Genomic DNA, 21,205 nt, shown 5'->3' with positions numbered 1-21,205 from the left:
CGTGAAATATCCTAAAATAATTATTAACTTTATGTTACGCGAAATTCCAATTCATTTAATAAATATGTTGACAGCGGTACTACCTAATCACTATATCACAAATAGGATTCGTGGCTTTCTAATGAAACCTTTTTTTGGTAGAGGTGGAAAAAGACTTCAAATAGGCAAAGGAGTTATTATAAATAATCCTGGAAATTTGTTTTTAGGAGATGATTGTTATATTTCACATTATTGTTATGTACAAGCAAAGGGATGGGTTACAATTGAAGACAATGTGATAATCGGACCGATGTCTATTATAGCAACTAGCAAGCATATCATTAAAAATGGAGTTGTAACAAACAAAGGAATGAATCGCCCCATAGTCATAGGGAAGGGAACTTGGTGTGGGGGGCATGTTGTCATTACTTCAGGAGTCACGATGGGAAATAGTGCAATAGTAGGTGCGGGAGCAGTGGTGACAAAGAATGTAGGAAGCCATGAAATGGTTATAGGAGTACCTGCTCGACCTAGGTAAGTTTTAAAAATTTGATAAACAAATAATATTTAGTATTTTTAGAATTCTAATCACTTGATGTTTGATATATTGTTTACATCATTTGGTTAATTCCCTTCATATGCAATTTCTATTGTAGTGGAAAGTTTTTTATTGTCGCTCACTATATATTTTAAAAGTACTTTGATAAGGTTTTGATGGATTCAAGAAGTATCAGTTATCCGAGTTATTTAAAAACAATTATAAAAATTTACAAATAATATTATATAAAAATACCAGATAAAGTAATGCGTCTTATATAAAAAAATTCAATATGTAGATATTCAAAAAAATAGTGGAGATGTTACTAAATGGACAAATTAATATTCCTTTGGCTAGATGATAGTGAATTTCACGCAGTTATGGCAAAAGTTAATGGAATCACTGTTAAACAAGTATATAAAGAGTCAACTAAATTTTTGAAAGCTATAAGAAGATTGCAAATTAGTTTAAAGTTACCTTTTACACACTTATGGATGCAAGATTGGAGAAATGAAATTAATGAATATGACACAGTAATAGTTCATGCATCCAAGTTAACTCCTCCTGTTGTAAAGTATATAAGAAAGAAAGTACCTGATATGAGAATAATAGTTTGGTACTGGAACCCCGTTATTAAAAGTATAGATGTTGATGCATTTAAAAAGTATACAAATGAAATTTGGTCTTTCGATGAAGCAGATTGTAAAAAATATAATTTGAAATATAATACACAATACTATTTTAAAGGAATAGAACAACCTGAAATAAAAAACAAAATAGATGTATTTTTTGTAGGAGGGGATAAAGGAAGAATTGAAGAACTTGTTAGTTTGAAGAATACTCTTGATAAAAATGATATTACAAATTATTTTCATATAGTTCCTAGCAAAAACAGTCCTGTAAAATACAAGGAACATTATCAGCAGAATAAAATTAGGTATTATAAAGTACTAGAGTACATAAATTCTAGTAAAGTCATAGTTGATATTGTATCTGATAACCAAAGTGGCTTAACTTTAAGACCTTTGGAAGCATTGTTTTTTAAAAAAAAAATAATTACAAATGATAAGACTATAATAAATAGAGATTTTTATAATAGCAACAATATCTTCGTATTAGGAATTGATGATACAGATAAATTTAAAAAATTTATAACTAACCCGTATCACTCTATTGATCATGCCATAGTTAGTAGGTATGATTTTGTAAACTGGATAAAAAGATTTGCTGACTCATAAATTTCTTAGGGGAGAATGAAATGATTTATATACTATTATTCACATTAGTAATATTATTATTAATATACTTTTTTATATTCAAAATTGATTGGCTTTCTCCCACAATTATTTTCACAATAACATATATAGCCAGTTTATCTATTTTGATCATCAATGCAAAAGAATGGGGAATTAGTTTAAGTGGAAAAACTTTTTTTGTTATAATAGCCGGTATTATTGTACTCTCATTCGGAGAAATTTTCGCTAGGTTTTTTTATCAGGAAAAAACTAAAAAAAGTAATTTTGAAAAAAAATCAAAAGAAATTGAAATAATTATCCCTAGTAAACGCGGTACAAATTTCATTATAATATATATGTTTCTAATACTTGGCTGGTATTTTATACATATTAGGAGCACTGTAGCTAGTGTAGGTATGTTTGAACAAACACTTTTTGGAGCATATAGATCTACAGAAGAAGACTTAAATATAATACTTCAGATGGCTCTGACAATAAATTTACCTATCGTATACTACTATTTATTATCGGTAATAGAGCAATTTATGTTTCAAAATATATTAAACAAAAAAAATATCTTACCTATTATAATATTTTTTGTAACTTCGGCTCTTTCATCAGGTAGAATGGACATTTTGTATCTTCTAATCTCAATTGTCACAATCAGTTATATCGTCTATCAAAATAAAACGACATGGAAATTGAATTTTAGCATAAAGATGTTCAATAAAATTATTTTTGCGATTTTGATGTTTTTTGCTATTTTTTATTTGCTAGGTTTTTTAACTGGAAAAAGTAACGAAAATAGTTTTTATTATACTATTTCGTTATACGTAGGATCATCTATTGCAGCTTTAGATTATTTTTTAAATAGCTTTGAATATAATACTAATAATTTTGGAAATGAAACGTTGATAGGAATAAATAATTTATTAGAATTAATAGGAATAAATGTAAATTTTGCAAATGAAAGAATTTTAGATTTCGTTCATTTGGGAAATATGCCGAGTAGAACGAATATATATACCTCTTATAGAAGAGTTATTAATGATTATGGATACATTGGAATGTTGGTTTATCAATTTTTAGTTGGTTTTTTTTATAGCATTTTTTATCAAAAAATTAAAAAAAAGAGATGGAAAAATCAAAAATTCGGTATTTTATTGTACGTTTATTTGTTAAGATATCTAATATTTAGTTTTACAGAGGAAAGAATTTTAATAAACGTTTTTACTACTACTACTATAATTCAATTATTAGTATTTTTATTTTTAATAAAATTATCAACAACACGAGTAATATCACCCCAGATATCCTCTGATAACAATTAATGAATGTTTTTTTAAGAAGTCAGCCTTAGATAATACGTGATTCAAAATATAGATAGATCACACTAAATTATTAAGTTCCTATCTATTTGTTTAATGAATTAGAAAATTGGATTAGCATGTAAGGATTATAAAATACAAGTGTAGATGAGTGGTGGTATATTTTGAATAGCAAGACCTTAAGTTTCGTAAAAAACTTTTCATATGCATTATCTTCCAATTTGATTTCACTAATAATCTCGACGATTGTGGTTTTAGTAGTGCCAAAGCTCATAGGCATAGAAGAGTATGGTTATTGGCAGTTATATATATTTTACACATCATATATAGGCTTTTTACATTTTGGATGGAATGATGGAATTTATTTAAGATATGGTGGAGAAATTTATAAAAATTTAGATAAAAACAAATTTTTTTCTCAATATTATATGCTTGTAATTTCACAAATAATAATAGCAACTTTTTTTGGTATATTAGCGTACTTTTTTGTTAATGATAGTGACAAAAAATTTATATTCGAAATGATTGCAATTGCTATAGTTGTCGTAAATTCTAGGTATATGTTGCTTTTTATACTGCAAGCAACTAATAGAATTAAAGAATATTCTAATGTCACTATTCTAGATAGAGTTTTTTATGTAGGAATGCTTATATTTTTATTGCAAATAGGAATTAGAAATTATAGATTGATGATTGCGGCTGATGTATTAGGAAAATGTATTTCTTTATTTTACGCAATGTATCTTTGTAGAGACATAGTGTATCGAAAATTATCAGATTTTACCATAGACGTTAAAGAGGTCTTTGCTAATATAAACGTAGGAATCAAGTTAATGTTTTCTAACATCGCAAGCAAATTCGTAATAGGTTTTATTAGACTTGGGATAGAAAAATCTTGGGATATAGGAACTTTCGGGAAAATATCTTTAACACTTAGTGTTTCTAACCTTATGATGTTGTTTGTTAATGCTATGGGAATAATAATTTATCCAGTATTAAGGAGAACAAATCAAGAAAAGCTTTCTGGTATTTATAGTACATTGAGAGACTCATTAATGATTATATTGCTTGGAATACTCATAGTTTTTTATCCATTTAAAATAATTTTATCAGAGTGGCTACCTGCATATGCTGAAAGTCTTGATTATATGGGGATATTGTTTCCAATAGTAATCTTTGAAAGTAAGATGTCACTACTAATTAATTCATATTTAAAAACATTGAGAAAAGAAAGAGTAATTTTATTAATTAATGTAATTACTGTATCATTGAGTACTATTTTGACAATCATAACTACAGTATTTTTGAAAAATTTAGATTTGGCTATATTTTCTATAGTTATACTATTAGCATTTAGAGGTATCATTGCTGAAATGTTTTTGTCTAAAATGATTACTATAAAAGTTACAAGGGATATAATACTTGAATTACTAATGACAAGCATTTTCATTTACTCAGCATGGGTAGTAAACTCATCTGTCACCCCATTAATATATGGGTTAGCTTACTTAGGTTATTTATTTGTCAAAAGAAATGATTTTAAAGTCTCTTTGAGAAAGTTAAAAAGTTTAATAAAAGAATAATGTTTTTAACAAAATTAAAAATATCAGGAGGAATTGTTTTGAAAGGTATTATTCTCGCAGGTGGTAGTGGAACAAGATTATATCCTCTAACAAAGGCTGTTTCAAAACAACTCATGCCTATTTATGATAAACCGATGATTTATTACCCGATGTCAACGTTAATGTTGGCAGGTATTAAAGACATCTTAATCATCTCAACGCCAAATGACACGCCACGATTTGAACAATTATTTGGAAATGGATCAGAATTAGGAATGAATTTAAAATATAAAATCCAAGACCAACCGAATGGGCTGGCAGAAGCTTTTATTATTGGGGAAGACTTTATTGGAGAAGACTCAGTTTGTTTGATTCTAGGTGATAATATTTACTATGGCGGTGGGTTATCTAAACTACTCCAAAGAGCTGCTAAAAAAGAAATAGGTGCTACCGTTTTTGGTTATCACGTCAATGATCCAGAACGCTTTGGGGTTGTAGAGTTTGATAATGATATGAAAGCTTTATCGATTGAAGAGAAACCAGAAAAAGCTAAAAGCAATTATGCTGTAACAGGTTTATATTTCTACGATAACAAAGTTGTAGAAATTGCTAAAACGATTCAACCCTCACATCGTGATGAACTTGAGATTACAGATGTCAATAAAGCTTATCTAGCAGCTGGCGAACTGGATGTTGAAGTAATGGGTCGTGGGTATGCTTGGTTAGACACAGGTACACATGAGTCGTTGCTAGAGGCAGGTACTTTCATTGAAACCATTGAAAAACGTCAAAATCTTAAAGTAGCATGTCTAGAAGAGATTGCTTATCGCATGGAATACATAACCAATGAACAATTGGTTGAATTGGCACAACCATTGAAAAAAAATGGGTATGGGCAATACCTATTACGAATTGCAAAAGAGGATAAAAATAAGGGAGTTAAGTAGCATGAAAGTAATTAATACAAAGTTAAAAGATGTAAAAATTATTGAAATGGGTGTCTTCGGAGACCACCGTGGTTTTTTCACTGAGAGTTACACGAAAGAAAAATTTTTGGAAAACGGCATTTCTATCGATTTCATTCAAGACAACCATTCTTTATCTGTTGAACCGGGCGTACTAAGAGGGATGCATTTCCAAACGCCAGAAAAAGCTCAAACAAAATTAGTCCGTGCAACAACAGGTGTCATTTATGACGTTATTGTTGATATACGTGTGGGTTCTCCTACATATGGCCAATCTGAGGGGTACATTTTAAGCGAGTTCAACCATCGCCAATTATTAGTACCTAAAGGATTCGCACATGCTTTTGTAACCCTTACGCCCAATTGCAACGTGCAATATAAGGTGGATGAGTATTATTCAAAAGAACATGATGGCGGTATCGCATTTGATGATCCAGCTTTAAACATTCAATGGCCAATGCCAATAGATAAATTGGTCTTATCTGAAAAAGATACCAAACACCCAACATTAGCTGAATTTGATAATCCGTTTGTTTGGGAGGAAAACTAACCATGAACGTATTAGTAACTGGGGGAGCTGGTTTTATTGGCAGTAATTTTGTCCACTATATGCTTGAAAAACACCCAACCTATAAAATCGTCAACTTAGATTTATTGACCTATGCAGGAAATATTCATAGTTTAGATGATGTGATGGATAATCCGAATCATGTGTTTGTGCAAGGAAATATCCTGAATAAGGAATTAGTGCGCCATTTAGTTAACGAACATGCTATTACTCATTTTGTGAACTTTGCGGCTGAATCACATGTTGACCGCAGTATTTTAAATCCTGAAATTTTTGTAGAAACCAATATTCAAGGAACCTTAGCTTTATTAAACGTGGCTAAAGAAATGAATATTGAAAAATACCTACAAGTATCAACGGATGAAGTATACGGTTCTTTAGGAGCCGAAGGTTACTTTAAAGAAGAAACACCTTTAGCACCGAACAGCCCTTACTCAGCTAGTAAAACCGGAGCGGATTTATTGGTTCGTGCCTACTATGAAACCTATGGCATGAACGTCAACATCACCCGTTGTTCAAACAACTATGGTCCGTACCATTTTCCAGAAAAATTAATTCCGCTGATGATTACAAATGGTATGGACAGCAAAGAACTTCCAATCTATGGAGACGGATTGAACATCCGAGACTGGTTGCATGTACAAGATCATTGTCAAGCTATCGATTTAGTATTGCATAAAGGACGTAAAGGCGAAGTCTATAACGTTGGTGGACACAATGAACGCACGAATAACCAAATCGTGGATATCATTGTTGACCAACTTGACTTACCTCGTGAGTTGATCACCTACGTTGATGACCGTCTGGGTCATGACAAACGTTATGCGATCGATCCAACAAAGTTGGAAACTGAATTAGGGTGGAAGCCGAAATACACGTTTGGTACTGGAATCGTTGAAACGATTGAATGGTATCAAAAAAATGAAGCTTGGTGGCGCCCATTGAAGGAGCGAGCTGAATTAAATTAATCGAATGAGATAAAAGATTTGTTTGCACCTTGAACAAATCTTTTGTTTTTAAAAAATTGGAGGTTTGAATATGACCGCTTTAATTACCGGTGGAACTGGGCAATTGGGTTCTGAATTAAGAAAGTTATTAGACGAAAAACAAGTAGCGTATGTTTCCGTTGGTTCAAAAGACTTAGATATTACAGATACTAAAGCTGTAAATCAGTATATTCTTGCGCTAAATCCAGAAGTTATTTATCATTGTGCAGCTTATACGGCTGTTGATGCAGCAGAAAATGAAGGGAAAGAACTCAACCAATTGGTAAACGTTGTTGGAACTGAAAATGTAACGAAAGCTGCAGAAGAAGTAGGCGCAACATTAGTCTATATCAGTACGGACTACGTTTTTGATGGAACAAATCTAGGGGAGTATAAAGAAACGGATCCAACTAACCCGCAAAGTGAATATGGCCGTGCCAAACTAGCTGGAGAACAAATCGTTCAAAAACTAGTTTCGAAGCACTATATTGTTCGGACATCATGGGTGTTCGGTGAGTTCGGTAAAAACTTCGTGTTTACGATGCAGAAGTTAGCTGAAACACATCCAAAATTGACAGTCGTAGCGGATCAGATTGGTCGTCCAACGTGGACTCGTACGTTAGCTGAATTTGTTTATTACCTGACTGAGAAAGAAGCGGAATATGGTGTCTACCATCTATCCAATGAAGGCAGTTGTTCATGGTATGAATTCGCGAAAGAAATTTTGAAAGATAAAAAAGTTGAGGTTGCTCCAGTAACGTCTGCAGAATACCCACAAAAAGCCAATAGACCAAAACACTCTGTGATGAATTTAAGCAAAGCAAAAGAAACAGGATTTGATATTCCAACTTGGAAAAAAGCGTTAGAAGAGTTTGTAAAGTAAATAAATAAATACATTTTAGAATTTCAAACAATTGCAAATAACAGAACGACTATGGATACCTTTAACAAGGGTGCCTGTAGTCGTTTTGTTGTTACTTTTTTTATTGGATAATTGTATGGTATTTAATGCTAATAATTATGTCGTTGCTAGTAATTCTCAGTGGCTGATATCACGCTCTATGTTATACTAAATGAAAACACATCGATGAGGTGTAATGGTATGAAAGTAGTAATTATAGGTGCTTCTTATGCTGGGGTAGCAGCGGCTTTAGAAGTGCGAAAAAGATATGATAATGCAGAAATTATTTTGCTGGAAAAACAGTCTACTTTAGGGTACATTCCGAATGGTCTGCATTTGTACTGGGAAAATAAAATTTCTGATTTAAATGCAGCATACTTTATCACTAAGGAGCAATTGGAAAGGCAAGATATCCATTGTTGCTTGGAGGCATCTGTTGAAAAAATGAATACGGTTAACAAAACTGTTATCTATCTCTGGCGGGGTAAAGAAGAGCTGATCACTTATGACAAGTTGATTATTGCGATGGGTTCAAGCCAATTGTCGCAAAAAATCAGTGGCAGTGATGGTGAAAGTGTCTTGAAGTACAAACGACACCCTGAAGCAGTTGCTGCTTTGGCTAAGATGGAAACGAGTAAAAGTATTACGATTATTGGAGCTGGTCCAGTCGGAGTAGAAGCGGCTTATCTGCTAAGCAAGCAACAAAAAAAAGTCACGTTGATTGAGAGCATGAACTATGTGTTATTCAAGTACTTTGATAAAGAAATGATCCAGCCAGTTCAGGATAGAATGATTGAAATGGGGATCAATTTGCGCTTGAACCAAACGGTTTCAGCTATAGAAGCCGACCAACCGGTAACGGTTCGTTTTGGCAACGAAACGGTCACGAGTGATGCGGTTATCTTAGGTGTGAATGTGAGACCCAACTTGTCCTTTTTAGATGAATACATCCAGCTCCATATGGATCAAACGATTGCAGTCGATCGCTATATGCGGACGTCGGTAGAAGATATCTTTGCTGTTGGGGATTGCATCCAATTGGCCTATGGAGATGGCGACGAAACGGAGTATATCCCACTGGTAAACAATGCTGTCCGGACAGGGATCGTGGCTGCGGCTAATCTGATCCAACCAGAAATGGCTTTCAAAGGCTCCTTACGTACGATTGGAACTTACTTGTTTGGTTACTACATTGCTAGCACCGGCATGACGGAAGCTGAAAGTGTATTTTCGGGTCACACGGTTAAAACCTATCGTCAAGAAGTCCGTCTAACTAGTCTGCCGGATGCTGATACGGTAACGATCAAATGGATCTATGATGCTGACAGCCAAATTTTGCTTGGAGCGCAACTGATCTCGACGTCAAATATCTTGGAAAAAATCAATACCTTGGCGTTGGCCATCCAAACCAACCAAACCTTGGAAGACTTGCAGCAAAAGGAGTATTTCTTCAATCCGTCTTTTTCGCAAATGATCTCAGCCACTAATTTTGTTTCTTGGTCAGAAGTGAGGGATGATGGCAATGAAAATTGAACACTTCCTTGAGAAAAATGACATCAGAGAAGTCACGATTTTTAAACAATTAGTGCTGAACGGCGGAAAACTCTCATATACGGATATGCTGGACTATTTGAGTGTCGCTAAATCTTCACTTGAGAAAGATTTGGAATCGATTTCTTTCCGGATAAAACCGCTTGCAGAACAGGTTCAGATCGCTTATGATGGACAATCTATTTCCTTGACCATGAGTGATGACTATTCGTTGCAGCACATTTATCAGCTTTATTTGGACCAGTCAATCAAATTAAACTTGATCCGTTTTTTGTTTAAGCATCAAGAATTTTCGATCACGCAGCTGACTCAAGAACTGGCGATCAGCGATTCTTCGCTATTTCGTAAGATCAAAGAATTGAACAGTTACTTGAAAGAGTTTGGCATCAAGATCCGCAATGGACAGTTGCACGGCGAAGAGTTGCATATAAGGCATTTCTATTTTCAATTTTTCAGTTACATTGAAAACAAAGAAGCTCTCATGGATTCGGATTCCGGTAAGCAGATCACTCAAGTAGTGCAAGTGATGGAAAGTTTTTTACATGTCACAATTGAACCCGAAAACAGGCAACAGCTCAACACTTGGATGATGATCAGTAGAAGCCGCGTCACTAGTAAAGAGAAGCAATATGCCTATTTGCGCGAACAGATGCAGCCTTACTTAGAAGATTCACTGTACCAAAAAATCCGCATCATGGTCTTGCGCTATTTTAGCCGTTATTCGATCGAAGTCGATGAAGAAGAAGCCATGTTGCACTTTGCTTTTTTATTGGCTTTTCCGATACTAAATGAACACGATTTTCATGAGTATACTTTAGAACGGGACCGTAGAGCACCAATTGCGACGCTGGATACATATATTGTTGAAACCATTATTATCCATTACAAGTTCCGTAAATTACCATATATGTTGGAACGCGACATGCATTATCACCTGTCTCATATCCACACAAAATTGTATTTCTTTCAAGGTGAAATGGAAGTTTATGCCTATGAAGAAATGCTGGCTAAAGAAAAACCGTTTACTGGCCGGAACTTGGTCTCATTTGCCCATAACTTAGTTGACATCAGTACTAGTAAATTTGGGATGCCGAGTTTAGAAGAACCTGGCTCAGTGGAGATAAGTCTGTTGAAATACATCAGTCTGTTGGCGATGGTTTCTTTCAAGATGACGACGATTGTGCAGATCGGGATCGATTTAAAAATGGAAAGAATTTATACGGAAACGTTGAATCAGTTATTGATATTAAATATGCGCCATATTAACGGTATAAAGGTAGAAGCTTATCGGCCTGGTAAAGTGTATGATCTTATTCTTACTAATGAACCAGCACTTAAAAAAGACCCATACGGTGACGCCAAAGTTTATGTCTTCTCTGAGATTTTATCATCTTTTGACATGAAGAATATCCAGAAGATCATCCAAGAACTTCATTCATAGAACAAGCTCAGTGATTTTACTGCAGCTTGTTTTTTATTTATCCATTTAGTATAGGAGAATTAATTCAACCGATTATCCTGAATTTATGGCGGAATAAGGAATGCTTGTAGCCGTGTAGAAGATTCAATGAGAATTACAACGTTTTAACGCTTTAGCGTGTAAACGTTGTTTGAAGCTTGAAAGCCTTAAGACTATGGCTTTTTTAGGCTTGAGGCGGTCTCACGGCTCTCCACAAGCAAGCCTGCCCATTCCAGAAGAAATTCTTTTTGGAAGACCAACACTATTTTGGGGTTGAAAGTCTTAATTCTACGGATTTTAAGTTTAAGGCAGTATAATGTCTTTACCAGCAAATACAATCATTTTAGAAAAAAATTGCTACATCAATAACATTTGTTAGACAACCCTTTTATAGGTTTTCAACGCAATCCACCATCAAAATAAAAAAACCTCTCAAAAAATTTTAAAAACCCAAAAAAGATGACATGTTTAATCTGATAAAAACGGTTACAATAAATATGTTAAGAAAACGTTTTCAAAAACAAGGAGGAAATATATTATGACAGAGAAAAAATACATCATGGCAATCGATCAAGGAACGACTAGTTCAAGAGCTATTATTTACGATAAAGCAACAAACACGATCGGCAGCTCGCAAAAAGAATTCACGCAAATCTTCCCCCAAAGCGGTTGGGTCGAACATAATCCGAATGAGATTTGGAATTCAGTCCAATCGGTAATTGCTGGATCATTCATCGAATCCGGTGTCAAACCTGAAGAAATCGCTGCAATCGGTATCACGAACCAACGCGAAACAACGATCATCTGGGACAAAAAAACTGGAAGCCCTATATATAATGCAATCGTTTGGCAATCGCGTCAATCGGCACCAATCGCAACCGAACTGCATGAAGCAGGACATTCAAAAATGATCCATGAAAAAACCGGTTTGATCATTGACTCTTATTTCTCAGCTACTAAAATTCGTTGGATCCTTGACCACGTAGAAGGAGCTCAAGAGCGTGCTGAAAAAGGCGAGTTGCTCTTTGGAACAGTAGATACTTGGTTAGTATGGAAATTGACTGGCGGCGATTCATTCGTTACTGATTATTCAAACGCCAGCCGTACGATGTTGTTCAACATCCATAATTTGGAATGGGATCAAGAAATCTTAGACTTATTAAATATCCCGCGCATCATGATGCCGGAAGTCAAATCCAACTCAGAAGTATACGGCCACACAACTAACTACCATTTCTACGGTGCTAACACACCTATCTCAGGAATGGCAGGAGACCAACAAGCGGCTTTATTCGGCCAAATGGCTTTCGAACCAGGCATGGTCAAAAATACTTACGGAACAGGTTCATTTATTGTGATGAATACCGGTGAAAAACCACAATTATCAGCCAACAACTTGCTGACGACGATCGGTTACGGCATCAATGGCAAAATTTACTACGCTTTAGAAGGAAGTATCTTTGTAGCTGGGTCTTCGATCCAATGGTTGCGTGATGGATTGAAAATGATTGAGAATTCAGCTGACTCCCAAGCGCTCGCGGAAGCATCTAAAAACGACAATGAAGTTTTTGTGGTGCCAGCCTTTACTGGACTAGGTGCACCTTACTGGGATTCTGACGCACGCGGAGCGGTCTTTGGTTTGAACCGCGGAACAACGAAAGAAGACTTTGTTAAAGCGACTTTGCAATCTATTGCTTACCAAGCACGCGACGTTATCGATACAATGAACAAAGACTCTGGGATCGAGATTCCATTATTGAAAGTCGATGGCGGAGCTGCTAATAACGATTGGTTATTGCAATTCCAGGCAGATATCTTAGGCACTAAAGTTCAACGGGCCCACAACTTAGAAACAACAGCTTTAGGAGCAGCTTACTTAGCTGGTTTAGCCGTTGGTTTCTGGGAAAGCATGGATGAGATCAAAGGCATGTACGAAGAAGGCGGTATTTTTGAACCGCAAATGCCAGATGCTGAACGCGAAAAATTATACAAAAACTGGAAACTAGCCGTCAAAGCTACACAAGTCTTTAAACCAGAAGCATAAAAGGAGGAGAAATATCATGGCCTTTTCAATCGAAAGAAGACAGCAAGACATCAAAGCATTAAAAGAAGGCATATTAGACGTTTTAATTATCGGTGGAGGGATCACAGGCGCTGGAACGGCATTACAAGCCAGCGCTTCTGGCCTTAAGACAGGACTGGTCGAGATGCAGGACTTTGCAGAAGGAACCTCTTCTCGCTCGACCAAGTTGGTCCATGGCGGTTTACGCTATTTGAAAAACTTCGACGTTGAAGTCGTAGCCGATACAGTCCAAGAACGGGCTGTTGTACAAGGTGTCGCACCGCACATTCCAAAAGCCGACCCAATGATCTTGCCCATCTATGACGAACCGGGTGCAACTTTTTCGATGTTCTCGTTAAAAATAGCAATGGATTTGTATGACCGATTAGCAGATGTTACCGGCACAAAATATGCGAACTATACGTTGACTAAAGAAGAAGTCTTAAAACGCGAACCGCAACTGAAAAGCGATGGTTTATTAGGTGCTGGTGTCTACCTAGACTACCGCAACAACGATGCTCGTTTAGTGATTGAAAACATCAAACGTGCTGCTACAGATGGCGGATATATGGTCAGCCGCATGAAAGTGGTCGGGATCTTACACGACCAAAACAACAAAGCAAGTGGCGCAACTGTAGAAGACTTGTTGACTGGAGAAACATTTGACATCAAAGCGCGTGTTGTCTTGAACACAACGGGTCCATGGTCAGATACGATCCGCCAAATGGATGATAAAGTAGACGCTGCACCTCAAATGCGCCCGACAAAAGGCGTCCACTTAGTTGTAGACAACAAACGATTAGCTGTACCGCAACCCACTTATTTCGACACAGGTAAAAACGATGGCCGGATGGTATTCGTGATCCCGCGTGAAGCAAAAACCTATTTTGGAACGACGGATACAGACTACACAGGCGATTTAGCAAATCCAATCGTTGAACAAGAAGATGTGGATTATCTATTAGAGATTGTCAACAACCGTTACCCGTCAGCTAAGATCACGATCAACGACATCGAAGCCAGCTGGGCCGGATTGCGTCCATTGATCTCTGCAAACGGCGGTTCGGACTACAATGGCGCAAAAAAACAACCCATCTCAGATGAAAGCTTTGATAAGGTGATCAATACGATCGAACAATACCAAAAAGGAAACGTCGATCGCTATACTGTCGAAGACATATTGAAAAATATCGAAACAGATAACTCTGAAACAGAAGCTAATCCGTCAGCTATTTCACGTGGCAGTGCGTTAGACATCGATCCCGACGGATTGATCACCGTAGCTGGCGGCAAGATAACCGACTACCGCAAAATGGCACTCGGTGCAATGAAAGCAGTCATTGAAATTTTACAAAACGATTTCAATCTGTCTTACGAATTGATTGATTCTACTAAATACCCCGTATCTGGTGGCGATATCAACCCATTAGAAGTTGAAGCAGAAACTGAAAAATTAGCTCAAATGGGGACCGAAAAAGGACTGAACCAAGCAGAAGCACTATACCTGGCTAACTTGTATGGTTCAAACACGCCTAAGGTGCTTGGCTTACTGGATGAAATCCAACAAATAAAAGGGTTAACTCTAGCAGATAGTTTAAGCTTATGCTATGCTATCAAAGAAGAGATGACGCTTACACCGAGTGACTTCTTGATCCGTCGCACTAACCACATGTTGTTTATGCGCGACACATTAGATAACATCATGGATCCGGTGATTACAGAAATGGCTCGCTACTATGGCTGGACAGAAGAAGAAAAAATAAACTATCGGAAAGGATTAGAAACAGCTGTTGCAGAGTCTGATCTAAAAAAATTAAAAGGAGATGGGAAAAAATGACAGGGGATACATTACAGATTTTTAGTGAATTTTTAGGCACAATGATCTTGGTTTTACTTGGTGACGGCGCAGTTGCTACTGCTGTTTTGAAAAAAAGTAAAGGTGAAGGCGGCGGATGGGTTGCCATCACGCTTGGATGGGGAGCAGCGGTAACGATTGCGGTATATGTTGCTGGATCAATGGGACCAGCTCATATCAACCCAGCTGTGACGCTTGCCATGGCTGTTATTGGTAACTTTGAGTGGGCATTAGTTATTCCCTTTATTCTTGCTCAAACAGCTGGAGCTTTTGTGGGAGGCGTGCTAGTTTGGTTAGCTTACGCACCCCACTTCAAAGAAACAAAAGATCAAGGCAGTATCCTTGGAACTTTTGCAACAGGCCCAGCTATCCGTCACACGGTCAGCAATGTAACAACAGAAATAATTGGTACTTTTGTGCTAGTATTCGCACTTATGATGTTTGGGAAAAATATATTCGCTGATGGACTAAATCCATTAGTCGTAGGGATATTGGTTCTAGCAATTGGCCTTTCTTTAGGGGGAGCAACAGGCTATGCAATCAACCCAGCACGTGACTTAGGTCCACGTCTGGCACATCAATTATTACCGATCCCAAACAAAGGAGCTTCAGATTGGGCTTACTCATGGATTCCAATTTTAGCACCAATGGTAGGTGGAGTCATCGCAGCATTACTTTACCTAGTCATTACTTAATTTATAAGAAATAAACTGACCTCATGTTTGTACGGCTTGATCGTATAAAGGTGGGGTTTTTTTTGAACGCTAATAAGAAATTTCTTCTGGAATGTACGGGTTTGCTTATAAGCCTGCTGCACTTGTTCATGAAGTGTGCTTTCACGAATGAGTGGGATCCAAAAGAATGTGCACTTGTTCATGACGTGCGTTTGCACGAAAGAGTAGGATCCAAAAGGATGTGCACATGTTCGTGAAGTGTGTTTGCACGAATGAGTGGGACTCAAAAGGATGTGCACTTATTCATGAAGTTTGTTTGCACGGATGAGCGGGACAAAAAAATTCACTCACCTGTGCAGCTAAATAAAAAAATGGTGTGACAGAAAAAGGCCAAGTGATTTTAAGTTTGAACATCTAGCTTTTTTTAAAACTTTGTTTTATAATGAACTATAATTTAAGTGGGCAAAACTGAAGGAGAAAATCACATGATTGATTTACATTGTCATATTTTACCTGGAATCGATGACGGGGCAAAAGATTTAGAAGATTCTATGGACATGGCGCGTAAAGCTGTGGCTGAAGGAATCACCCATATTTTAGCCTCTCCCCATTATAAAAATGGACATTGGGATAACGAAAAACAAGATATTTTAAGCTTAGTCGAAGAAGTGCAAGAGGAATTGAATGCTAGAGATATTCCCTTAACCATTTTCCCTGGGCAAGAAGTTCGCATCAATGGAGAATTTTTTGAGGATGTTGAAGAAAATAGAATTCAATTTATTGATGAAGGAAATCAGTATGTTTTGATTGAGTTTCCGACACCGATGATTCCTCAATATGCTGAAAAGTTATTTTTTGAGATGCAAAGAGAAGGTATCACACCGATCATCGTTCATCCAGAACGCAATCATGCAGTATTGAAAGATCCGGACCTATTGATGTCTTTTGTTGAAAAAGGAGTTTTGGTGCAACTAACGGCCGCCAGTTATACTGGAGGGTTCGGTAAAGAAATCCAAAAAGTCAGTAAGCAATTAATCGAATCCAACTTAGTACATTTTATTGCTTCGGATGCACACAATATTGGTTCACGTTCTTTTCATATGAAAGAAGCTTATCAAAAATTGGAAAAAGAATTTGGTCCAGAAAAGGTAGCAGAATACCATCAAGTCACTAAAGACTTGGTAAATGGTGAACCTATTTTTACTAAGACACCTCAAAAAGTGAAAAAGGCTAAATTTTTAGGGTTGTTTTAACAGTTTACAAACCTGATACACTTGGGCATTAGTGACTACAGTACTTCCTTTCAGTTTTTTTAGAAGGATACAAGCACCTTTTATCCTTCTAAAAATTTCGTGTAATCGATTTAACTATTCTGCCAAAACTAAAAAGTTATAAAGACAAACATTTTAGCAATTCAAAAGAGCGTTCATTACAATTGATGTAATGAACATTTTTTTCTATTCCGCTAAATACAATAGCTGCTTCTTAATGTCTTTAAACATCAAAATACGACCCATGTGATAAAACCTACTTTACAAATAAGAGGATAACAGGATATGCAATTTAAATAGTATATGCAGAAAGTTAAGAGTCAATTGAAACAGATAACCGTAGAAGAAGTGACGGCATGAACCTATCAAACTGCTCAAGTACAACTAAAATAAATTTGTAATAGATAAAAAAGAGATACTGTTACTAAGGAAACAAAAAGCTTGCAAATACTTATAGACATTGAGTTAAAGAATGAGGTTGATAAAATTTTTCTTGAAACAGCAGTTTGAACCACGCGTCACGCGTATGTTGAAATTAAAATACTCCCTAAGTCTTGAAATGAAATTTTAGTCAACTTGTATTTCATTTGGCGAACCAAGCATTAAAACAGGATGGGTTTTTTTAAAATCAACCGTCAAAACAGTCGGAATTTCGCTTTATTTTAGGATAGTAAATCAGGGTATACTGTATTAACTAATAGTGGTAGGAGTCTTTTAAATGAAACGAACTAATTTGAAAATTGGGATGCTCATAGTGTTGGTAATTGTTTTTATTTTCTTTTTTCACATTACTAAAGAGAATAGAACCCTAATTCAAATGAATAAAGCCTATAAATTATCGGATACTTTTAAACAAGAAAGTTTAGTTGATCGCTCAAAATTTGTAACGGAACGCGATGGTGAAGTAACTATCGTTGTTCTAGGCAGCAGTGTAACCTACGGGAAAGGTGCGACTGAAGCACAACCGTCATGGGGTAATCTACTGGGAGCGGAACTTGACAAAATGGCTGGAATCAATGCTAAAGTAATCAATCATGGTTACAGCGGCTACAGTACAGCTAATCTGATTTCAGAGAATAAAATTAGTTCAGTCATTAAGGACGATCCTGACATCATTATTTTTGAATTGTGTTTAATCAATAATAACCGTTATCCGCAAAGCGGTATTGACCAAACGAAAGCGGATATCGACTGGATCATGGACATGTTGAATGAGGAGTTGCCAGATACGTTGGTCATTGTGCAAACGGCAAATCCTACTATTTATAACGATGTATTTTTAACAGGTAATCAATTTACCTATGACGAATACAATAATGAGATTTCTGAATACGTTAAAGAACAGCAGTGGCCATTTATTGATATTTATCATTTAATGCAAACTAAGATCGAAGAACGCAATTTATCAATTGGAGATGTTTTAGCTGATGATGTCCACCCAAATGGAGAAGGTTACAGTATATGGTTTGAATTGTTGAAAGAGCGATTCGACGTACCTGTAAAAGAGCTTCATTAGTAAAGGAAGAAGCCTCAAGAATGCAAATTCTTGAGGCTTTCTTTCGTTCTTTCTTAGCGTATCGTATTTGGGAAGAGGCAATAGTCTTTAGTTCGAGTAACTCACTAGTCGATTTCCATTTGAGTTGCGTCAACGAGCCCCAGTTCGAGCAACTCACTAGACACTTTTCATTTGAGTTGCAGTAAGGAGCCTCCGTTCGAGTAACTCACTAGACACTTTTCAATTGAGTTGCAGCAACTAGCCTCCGTTCGAGTAACTCAGAAGCGTTTTTTTATTTGAGTTACAGCAACGAGCCTCAGTTCGGGTAACTCGATAGGCGTTTTCCAATTGAGTTGCGGTAACTAGCCTCCGTTCGAGCAGCTCAAAGCTGAATCGCAATTGAATCGACCGAATCTAAGCGATAATAACAAAAGAAACTCGCTAGAAAGAGATTGAACGGGTGATACTCGTCATCGGACGAGTATCTACATCTTAAAAAGATTTTTTATTCATAATAAGAACCAAAAGTGGCTCCGCAAATTTTGTGATTTTTTAATAAGATTTTCCTAATTCTTTCCGCTGAAATAGTGGAACCGAGCCAGTTAAAGATAGCAGCGGTTGTTACTTTGGAATCAGGAAACAGTAGTTTGAAATCCTTTATTTGATGCGAAACAGTTTTTTCGACGGAGACTTTAAATCCGCAAGCTCTGCAGGTACAGGTCCGTTGAGTATTTGATAAATCAGGAGAGGCACATTCGATACACCATAGCCCTTTTTTGAGTAGATCATAAGTGTAACTCGGTAACTTCCGCTGAAAAGCAGCTTCTTCTTGATTTTCTTCCATCATTTTATCTGCAAAATGGTGATGCCTTTTCGATAGTGGTAAAGCAATCCGGTTCATTCGGGAAAGTTGTTCCTTAATTTGTGTAGGAAAAATGATTGGACTGCCGCTTGGCGCGTTGTAGAGTGTAAAAGCAGGATTCACAAAAATGAGTATAGGCTCAAACGTTAGATTGACATTCCATTTACTCAGAAGTTGCCGCATCTTGATAGCAGTATCATCCAATTGATTCAATGGATTACCGATCTCTTTGCCTGAAGAAGTCAAGAGGTGATGCGATTTGAATTGAAAATTCCCTTCGTAATTTTTCACCTCAAACAACAGGACTTTTTCACCTGTCAGAATCAATGAATCGACTTGAAATGTACTTCCTTTTTCTGTAAACATCAAATCATTCAGTATCAATGCATCTATGTCTAAAAATTCTTCCAATAACGAATCAAACAAAACTTCTCCTTTAAATCCTTTTTGCATATTCAATAAATGAAGTGCTTCTTCATCAGGCAGTGTCATTCGTTTGTCCAAAGCTTCTACGGCACGCAAATAGTTCGATTTGTTTCTATTTTTGACTATTATTATAATTTTCGCCTCCTCTTTATTAGAGTACGCAAAAAATTGAGATTATTAGTGAAGCAGATAGACTATTAGTTAAGGTGAAAGCGTTTAATGGGTGTAAGCTTCTATCATTACCAGTTCTTCGGTGTTAAGATGGTTTAGGCCATTGCTTTGTAGTACTATTCTAGCTTATGATCAATAAGGTCTAATGAATTATAATTAACCAAGGAGGAAGCAACTTTAATGGCAGAACTTATTTTCAATGTAGTTGTCATATATATTATTGGATTTGTAATGTTGAAACTAAAAATTTATATAGACTTTAAAACTTCCAATTATCGACACGCAAGTAATCATAATTTTTGGCAAACCTTTTTTAATAAAGGAAATAAGGGTGAATACAAGATATACCTCAGTCTTGAAAAAGTAAAAGGGGAAAAGCTTTTATTGACGAATCTTTACATCCCCAAAAAAGATGGGAGTACAACAGAAATTGATTTGTTGTTGATTACAAAATCTGGTTTGTTCGTTGTGGAGTCAAAGAATTACAGTGGATGGATTTTTGGCGATGAAAAAACCCGTAGCTGGACCCAAACTTTCCCAAATAATCAGCAGTTCAGTTTTTTTAACCCTATTTGGCAAAATAAAGGGCATATCAAAGCTTTAAAAGACGTTTTAGCTATCACTGATGACTCTTTGGTGCACTCATTCATTATTTTTAGCAATCATTGTGAGTTAAAGGAGATTACGGTTACCAGTTCTAATGTTCAAGTTTTTCAACGAGATCTATTGAAGCAAATTTTAAAAAGTAAACTAGGTAGCGAGCCTCGATTAACTTCAGAGGAGATGAAATCTTATTTTCAAATACTTAAACCGTACATGCATGCTGATGAGAAAACAAAAAAGCTACATATCAAAAAAATTCAAGAAAGACTAAGCTTGGCTAAAAGATAAAACTAGTATTTTATTGCATTATTAATATGAAAACTGGCTGCTACTTATATAGTAAGTGGTGCTTATTAAAAAAATAAAAACCTGATAACTACCTTTACTAAATAGGTAGTTATCAGGTTTTTTATATCGAGTTTATAGTATTGATGACACAAATTTTCTGTCGGAATAGGGGTTGCTTGTAGCCGTGTAAAAGATTCAATGCGAATTACAGAGCGTTAGAGTCTTAGCGATTACGCTCCGTTTGAGGCTTGAAAGCCTGGAAGACAAAAGGCTTCAGGCGTTCTCATGGCTCTCCACAAGCAAACCCGTCTATTCCAGAAGAAATTTTATTTTTAAATATCGACACCATTTGACGTAGAGCCAAAAATTATACAACTTTTTATTCTTATGTTAGATAAATTGATAACACCAAATTTCTGTCGGAAT

Annotated in this window: 17 protein-coding genes; 16 read left to right on the top strand and 1 reads right to left on the bottom strand. The window is 36.0% G+C overall.

Annotated elements, in window-relative coordinates; translation table 11 throughout:
- Nucleotide 1: 1 nt before the first annotated feature.
- The 15 genes from J7E16_RS00430 (at nucleotide 2) to J7E16_RS00360 (ending at nucleotide 18,450) form a co-directional block, all read left to right on the top strand.
- Nucleotides 2-517, top strand: coding sequence for an acyltransferase (locus tag J7E16_RS00430; RefSeq protein ID WP_214887409.1), 516 nt, complete (start codon nucleotides 2-4; stop codon nucleotides 515-517).
- A gap of 329 nt (nucleotides 518-846) precedes the next feature.
- Nucleotides 847-1,755 (top strand): WaaS/CpsH family glycosyltransferase, encoded by a 909-nt coding sequence (locus tag J7E16_RS00425; RefSeq protein WP_214887407.1) that lies wholly within the window; start codon nucleotides 847-849, stop codon nucleotides 1,753-1,755.
- 20 nt (nucleotides 1,756-1,775) lie between these two features.
- The gene (locus J7E16_RS00420; RefSeq protein ID WP_214887405.1) at nucleotides 1,776-3,083 is read left to right on the top strand and encodes an O-antigen polymerase; all 1,308 of its coding nucleotides are present in this window, start codon (nucleotides 1,776-1,778) and stop codon (nucleotides 3,081-3,083) included.
- 257 nt (nucleotides 3,084-3,340) lie between these two features.
- Nucleotides 3,341-4,663, top strand: coding sequence for an MATE family efflux transporter (locus tag J7E16_RS00415; protein ID WP_353049844.1), 1,323 nt, complete (start codon nucleotides 3,341-3,343; stop codon nucleotides 4,661-4,663).
- A 38-nt stretch (nucleotides 4,664-4,701) separates the two neighbouring features.
- Nucleotides 4,702-5,589, top strand: coding sequence for a glucose-1-phosphate thymidylyltransferase RfbA (rfbA, locus tag J7E16_RS00410; protein WP_214887403.1), 888 nt, complete (start codon nucleotides 4,702-4,704; stop codon nucleotides 5,587-5,589).
- 1 nt (nucleotide 5,590) lies between these two features.
- On the top strand, nucleotides 5,591-6,157 hold the full coding sequence (gene rfbC, locus J7E16_RS00405; protein WP_214887401.1) for a dTDP-4-dehydrorhamnose 3,5-epimerase: 567 nt from the start codon (nucleotides 5,591-5,593) through the stop codon (nucleotides 6,155-6,157).
- Nucleotides 6,158-6,159: 2 nt separating this feature from the next.
- Nucleotides 6,160-7,143 carry a dTDP-glucose 4,6-dehydratase gene (gene rfbB, locus J7E16_RS00400; RefSeq protein WP_214887400.1) on the top strand — a complete coding sequence of 328 codons (984 nt, stop codon included), beginning with the start codon at nucleotides 6,160-6,162 and terminating at the stop codon, nucleotides 7,141-7,143.
- Nucleotides 7,144-7,213: 70 nt separating this feature from the next.
- Nucleotides 7,214-8,044: a dTDP-4-dehydrorhamnose reductase gene (gene rfbD, locus J7E16_RS00395; RefSeq protein WP_214887398.1), complete on the top strand. Its 831-nt coding sequence runs from the start codon at nucleotides 7,214-7,216 to the stop codon at nucleotides 8,042-8,044.
- Nucleotides 8,045-8,263: 219 nt separating this feature from the next.
- The gene (locus tag J7E16_RS00390) at nucleotides 8,264-9,595 is read left to right on the top strand and encodes an FAD-dependent oxidoreductase (RefSeq protein WP_214887396.1); all 1,332 of its coding nucleotides are present in this window, start codon (nucleotides 8,264-8,266) and stop codon (nucleotides 9,593-9,595) included.
- Entirely contained in the window at nucleotides 9,585-11,054 is a 1,470-nt protein-coding gene (locus J7E16_RS00385) for an AcpB/EbpR/MafR family transcriptional regulator (protein WP_214887394.1), read from the top strand. The genes J7E16_RS00390 and J7E16_RS00385 overlap by 11 nt, the downstream gene beginning before the upstream one ends.
- Nucleotides 11,055-11,610: 556 nt before the next feature.
- Nucleotides 11,611-13,116 (top strand): glycerol kinase GlpK, encoded by a 1,506-nt coding sequence (glpK, locus tag J7E16_RS00380; RefSeq protein ID WP_214887392.1) that lies wholly within the window; start codon nucleotides 11,611-11,613, stop codon nucleotides 13,114-13,116.
- A gap of 16 nt (nucleotides 13,117-13,132) precedes the next feature.
- A complete protein-coding gene (gene glpO / locus J7E16_RS00375) occupies nucleotides 13,133-14,971 on the top strand; it encodes a type 1 glycerol-3-phosphate oxidase (protein ID WP_214887382.1) in 1,839 nt (612 codons plus the stop codon).
- Nucleotides 14,968-15,684, top strand: coding sequence for an MIP/aquaporin family protein (locus tag J7E16_RS00370; protein ID WP_214887380.1), 717 nt, complete (start codon nucleotides 14,968-14,970; stop codon nucleotides 15,682-15,684). The genes glpO and J7E16_RS00370 overlap by 4 nt, the downstream gene beginning before the upstream one ends.
- Before the next feature lie 464 nt (nucleotides 15,685-16,148).
- Nucleotides 16,149-16,916 carry a tyrosine-protein phosphatase gene (locus tag J7E16_RS00365; RefSeq protein WP_214887378.1) on the top strand — a complete coding sequence of 256 codons (768 nt, stop codon included), beginning with the start codon at nucleotides 16,149-16,151 and terminating at the stop codon, nucleotides 16,914-16,916.
- A gap of 736 nt (nucleotides 16,917-17,652) precedes the next feature.
- The gene (locus tag J7E16_RS00360; protein ID WP_214887376.1) at nucleotides 17,653-18,450 is read left to right on the top strand and encodes an SGNH/GDSL hydrolase family protein; all 798 of its coding nucleotides are present in this window, start codon (nucleotides 17,653-17,655) and stop codon (nucleotides 18,448-18,450) included.
- A 484-nt stretch (nucleotides 18,451-18,934) separates the two neighbouring features.
- Here the strand turns inward: J7E16_RS00360 and J7E16_RS00355 are convergent, their stop codons facing one another.
- Nucleotides 18,935-19,783: a nuclease-related domain-containing protein gene (locus tag J7E16_RS00355; protein WP_251005991.1), complete on the bottom strand. Its 849-nt coding sequence runs from the start codon at nucleotides 19,781-19,783 to the stop codon at nucleotides 18,935-18,937.
- Between the two features lie 285 nt (nucleotides 19,784-20,068).
- Between J7E16_RS00355 and J7E16_RS00350 the strand changes: the two genes are divergently transcribed.
- Nucleotides 20,069-20,779 carry a nuclease-related domain-containing protein gene (locus J7E16_RS00350; protein WP_214887374.1) on the top strand — a complete coding sequence of 237 codons (711 nt, stop codon included), beginning with the start codon at nucleotides 20,069-20,071 and terminating at the stop codon, nucleotides 20,777-20,779.
- The last annotated feature ends 426 nt before the right edge of the window (nucleotides 20,780-21,205 follow it).

The organism is Carnobacterium sp. ISL-102 (genome assembly GCF_018612935.1).
Taxonomy (GTDB): Bacteria; Bacillota; Bacilli; order Lactobacillales; family Carnobacteriaceae; genus Carnobacterium_B; species Carnobacterium_B alterfunditum.
The sequence above is the reverse complement of the archived record's forward strand: the minus strand, read 5'-3'. Positions and strand labels throughout refer to the sequence as shown.

Coding starts and splice junctions, on each gene's coding strand:
- J7E16_RS00350 (WP_214887374.1), top strand. CDS start 20,069: ATGGCAGAACTTATTTTCAATGTAGTTGTCATATATATTATTGGATTT.
- J7E16_RS00355 (WP_251005991.1), bottom strand. CDS start 19,783: ATGACACTGCCTGATGAAGAAGCACTTCATTTATTGAATATGCAAAAA.
- rfbD (WP_214887398.1), top strand. CDS start 7,214: ATGACCGCTTTAATTACCGGTGGAACTGGGCAATTGGGTTCTGAATTA.
- J7E16_RS00420 (WP_214887405.1), top strand. CDS start 1,776: ATGATTTATATACTATTATTCACATTAGTAATATTATTATTAATATAC.
- J7E16_RS00385 (WP_214887394.1), top strand. CDS start 9,585: ATGAAAATTGAACACTTCCTTGAGAAAAATGACATCAGAGAAGTCACG.
- rfbB (WP_214887400.1), top strand. CDS start 6,160: ATGAACGTATTAGTAACTGGGGGAGCTGGTTTTATTGGCAGTAATTTT.
- J7E16_RS00365 (WP_214887378.1), top strand. CDS start 16,149: ATGATTGATTTACATTGTCATATTTTACCTGGAATCGATGACGGGGCA.
- glpO (WP_214887382.1), top strand. CDS start 13,133: ATGGCCTTTTCAATCGAAAGAAGACAGCAAGACATCAAAGCATTAAAA.
- J7E16_RS00425 (WP_214887407.1), top strand. CDS start 847: ATGGACAAATTAATATTCCTTTGGCTAGATGATAGTGAATTTCACGCA.
- rfbC (WP_214887401.1), top strand. CDS start 5,591: ATGAAAGTAATTAATACAAAGTTAAAAGATGTAAAAATTATTGAAATG.
- J7E16_RS00390 (WP_214887396.1), top strand. CDS start 8,264: ATGAAAGTAGTAATTATAGGTGCTTCTTATGCTGGGGTAGCAGCGGCT.
- J7E16_RS00370 (WP_214887380.1), top strand. CDS start 14,968: ATGACAGGGGATACATTACAGATTTTTAGTGAATTTTTAGGCACAATG.
- glpK (WP_214887392.1), top strand. CDS start 11,611: ATGACAGAGAAAAAATACATCATGGCAATCGATCAAGGAACGACTAGT.
- J7E16_RS00360 (WP_214887376.1), top strand. CDS start 17,653: ATGAAACGAACTAATTTGAAAATTGGGATGCTCATAGTGTTGGTAATT.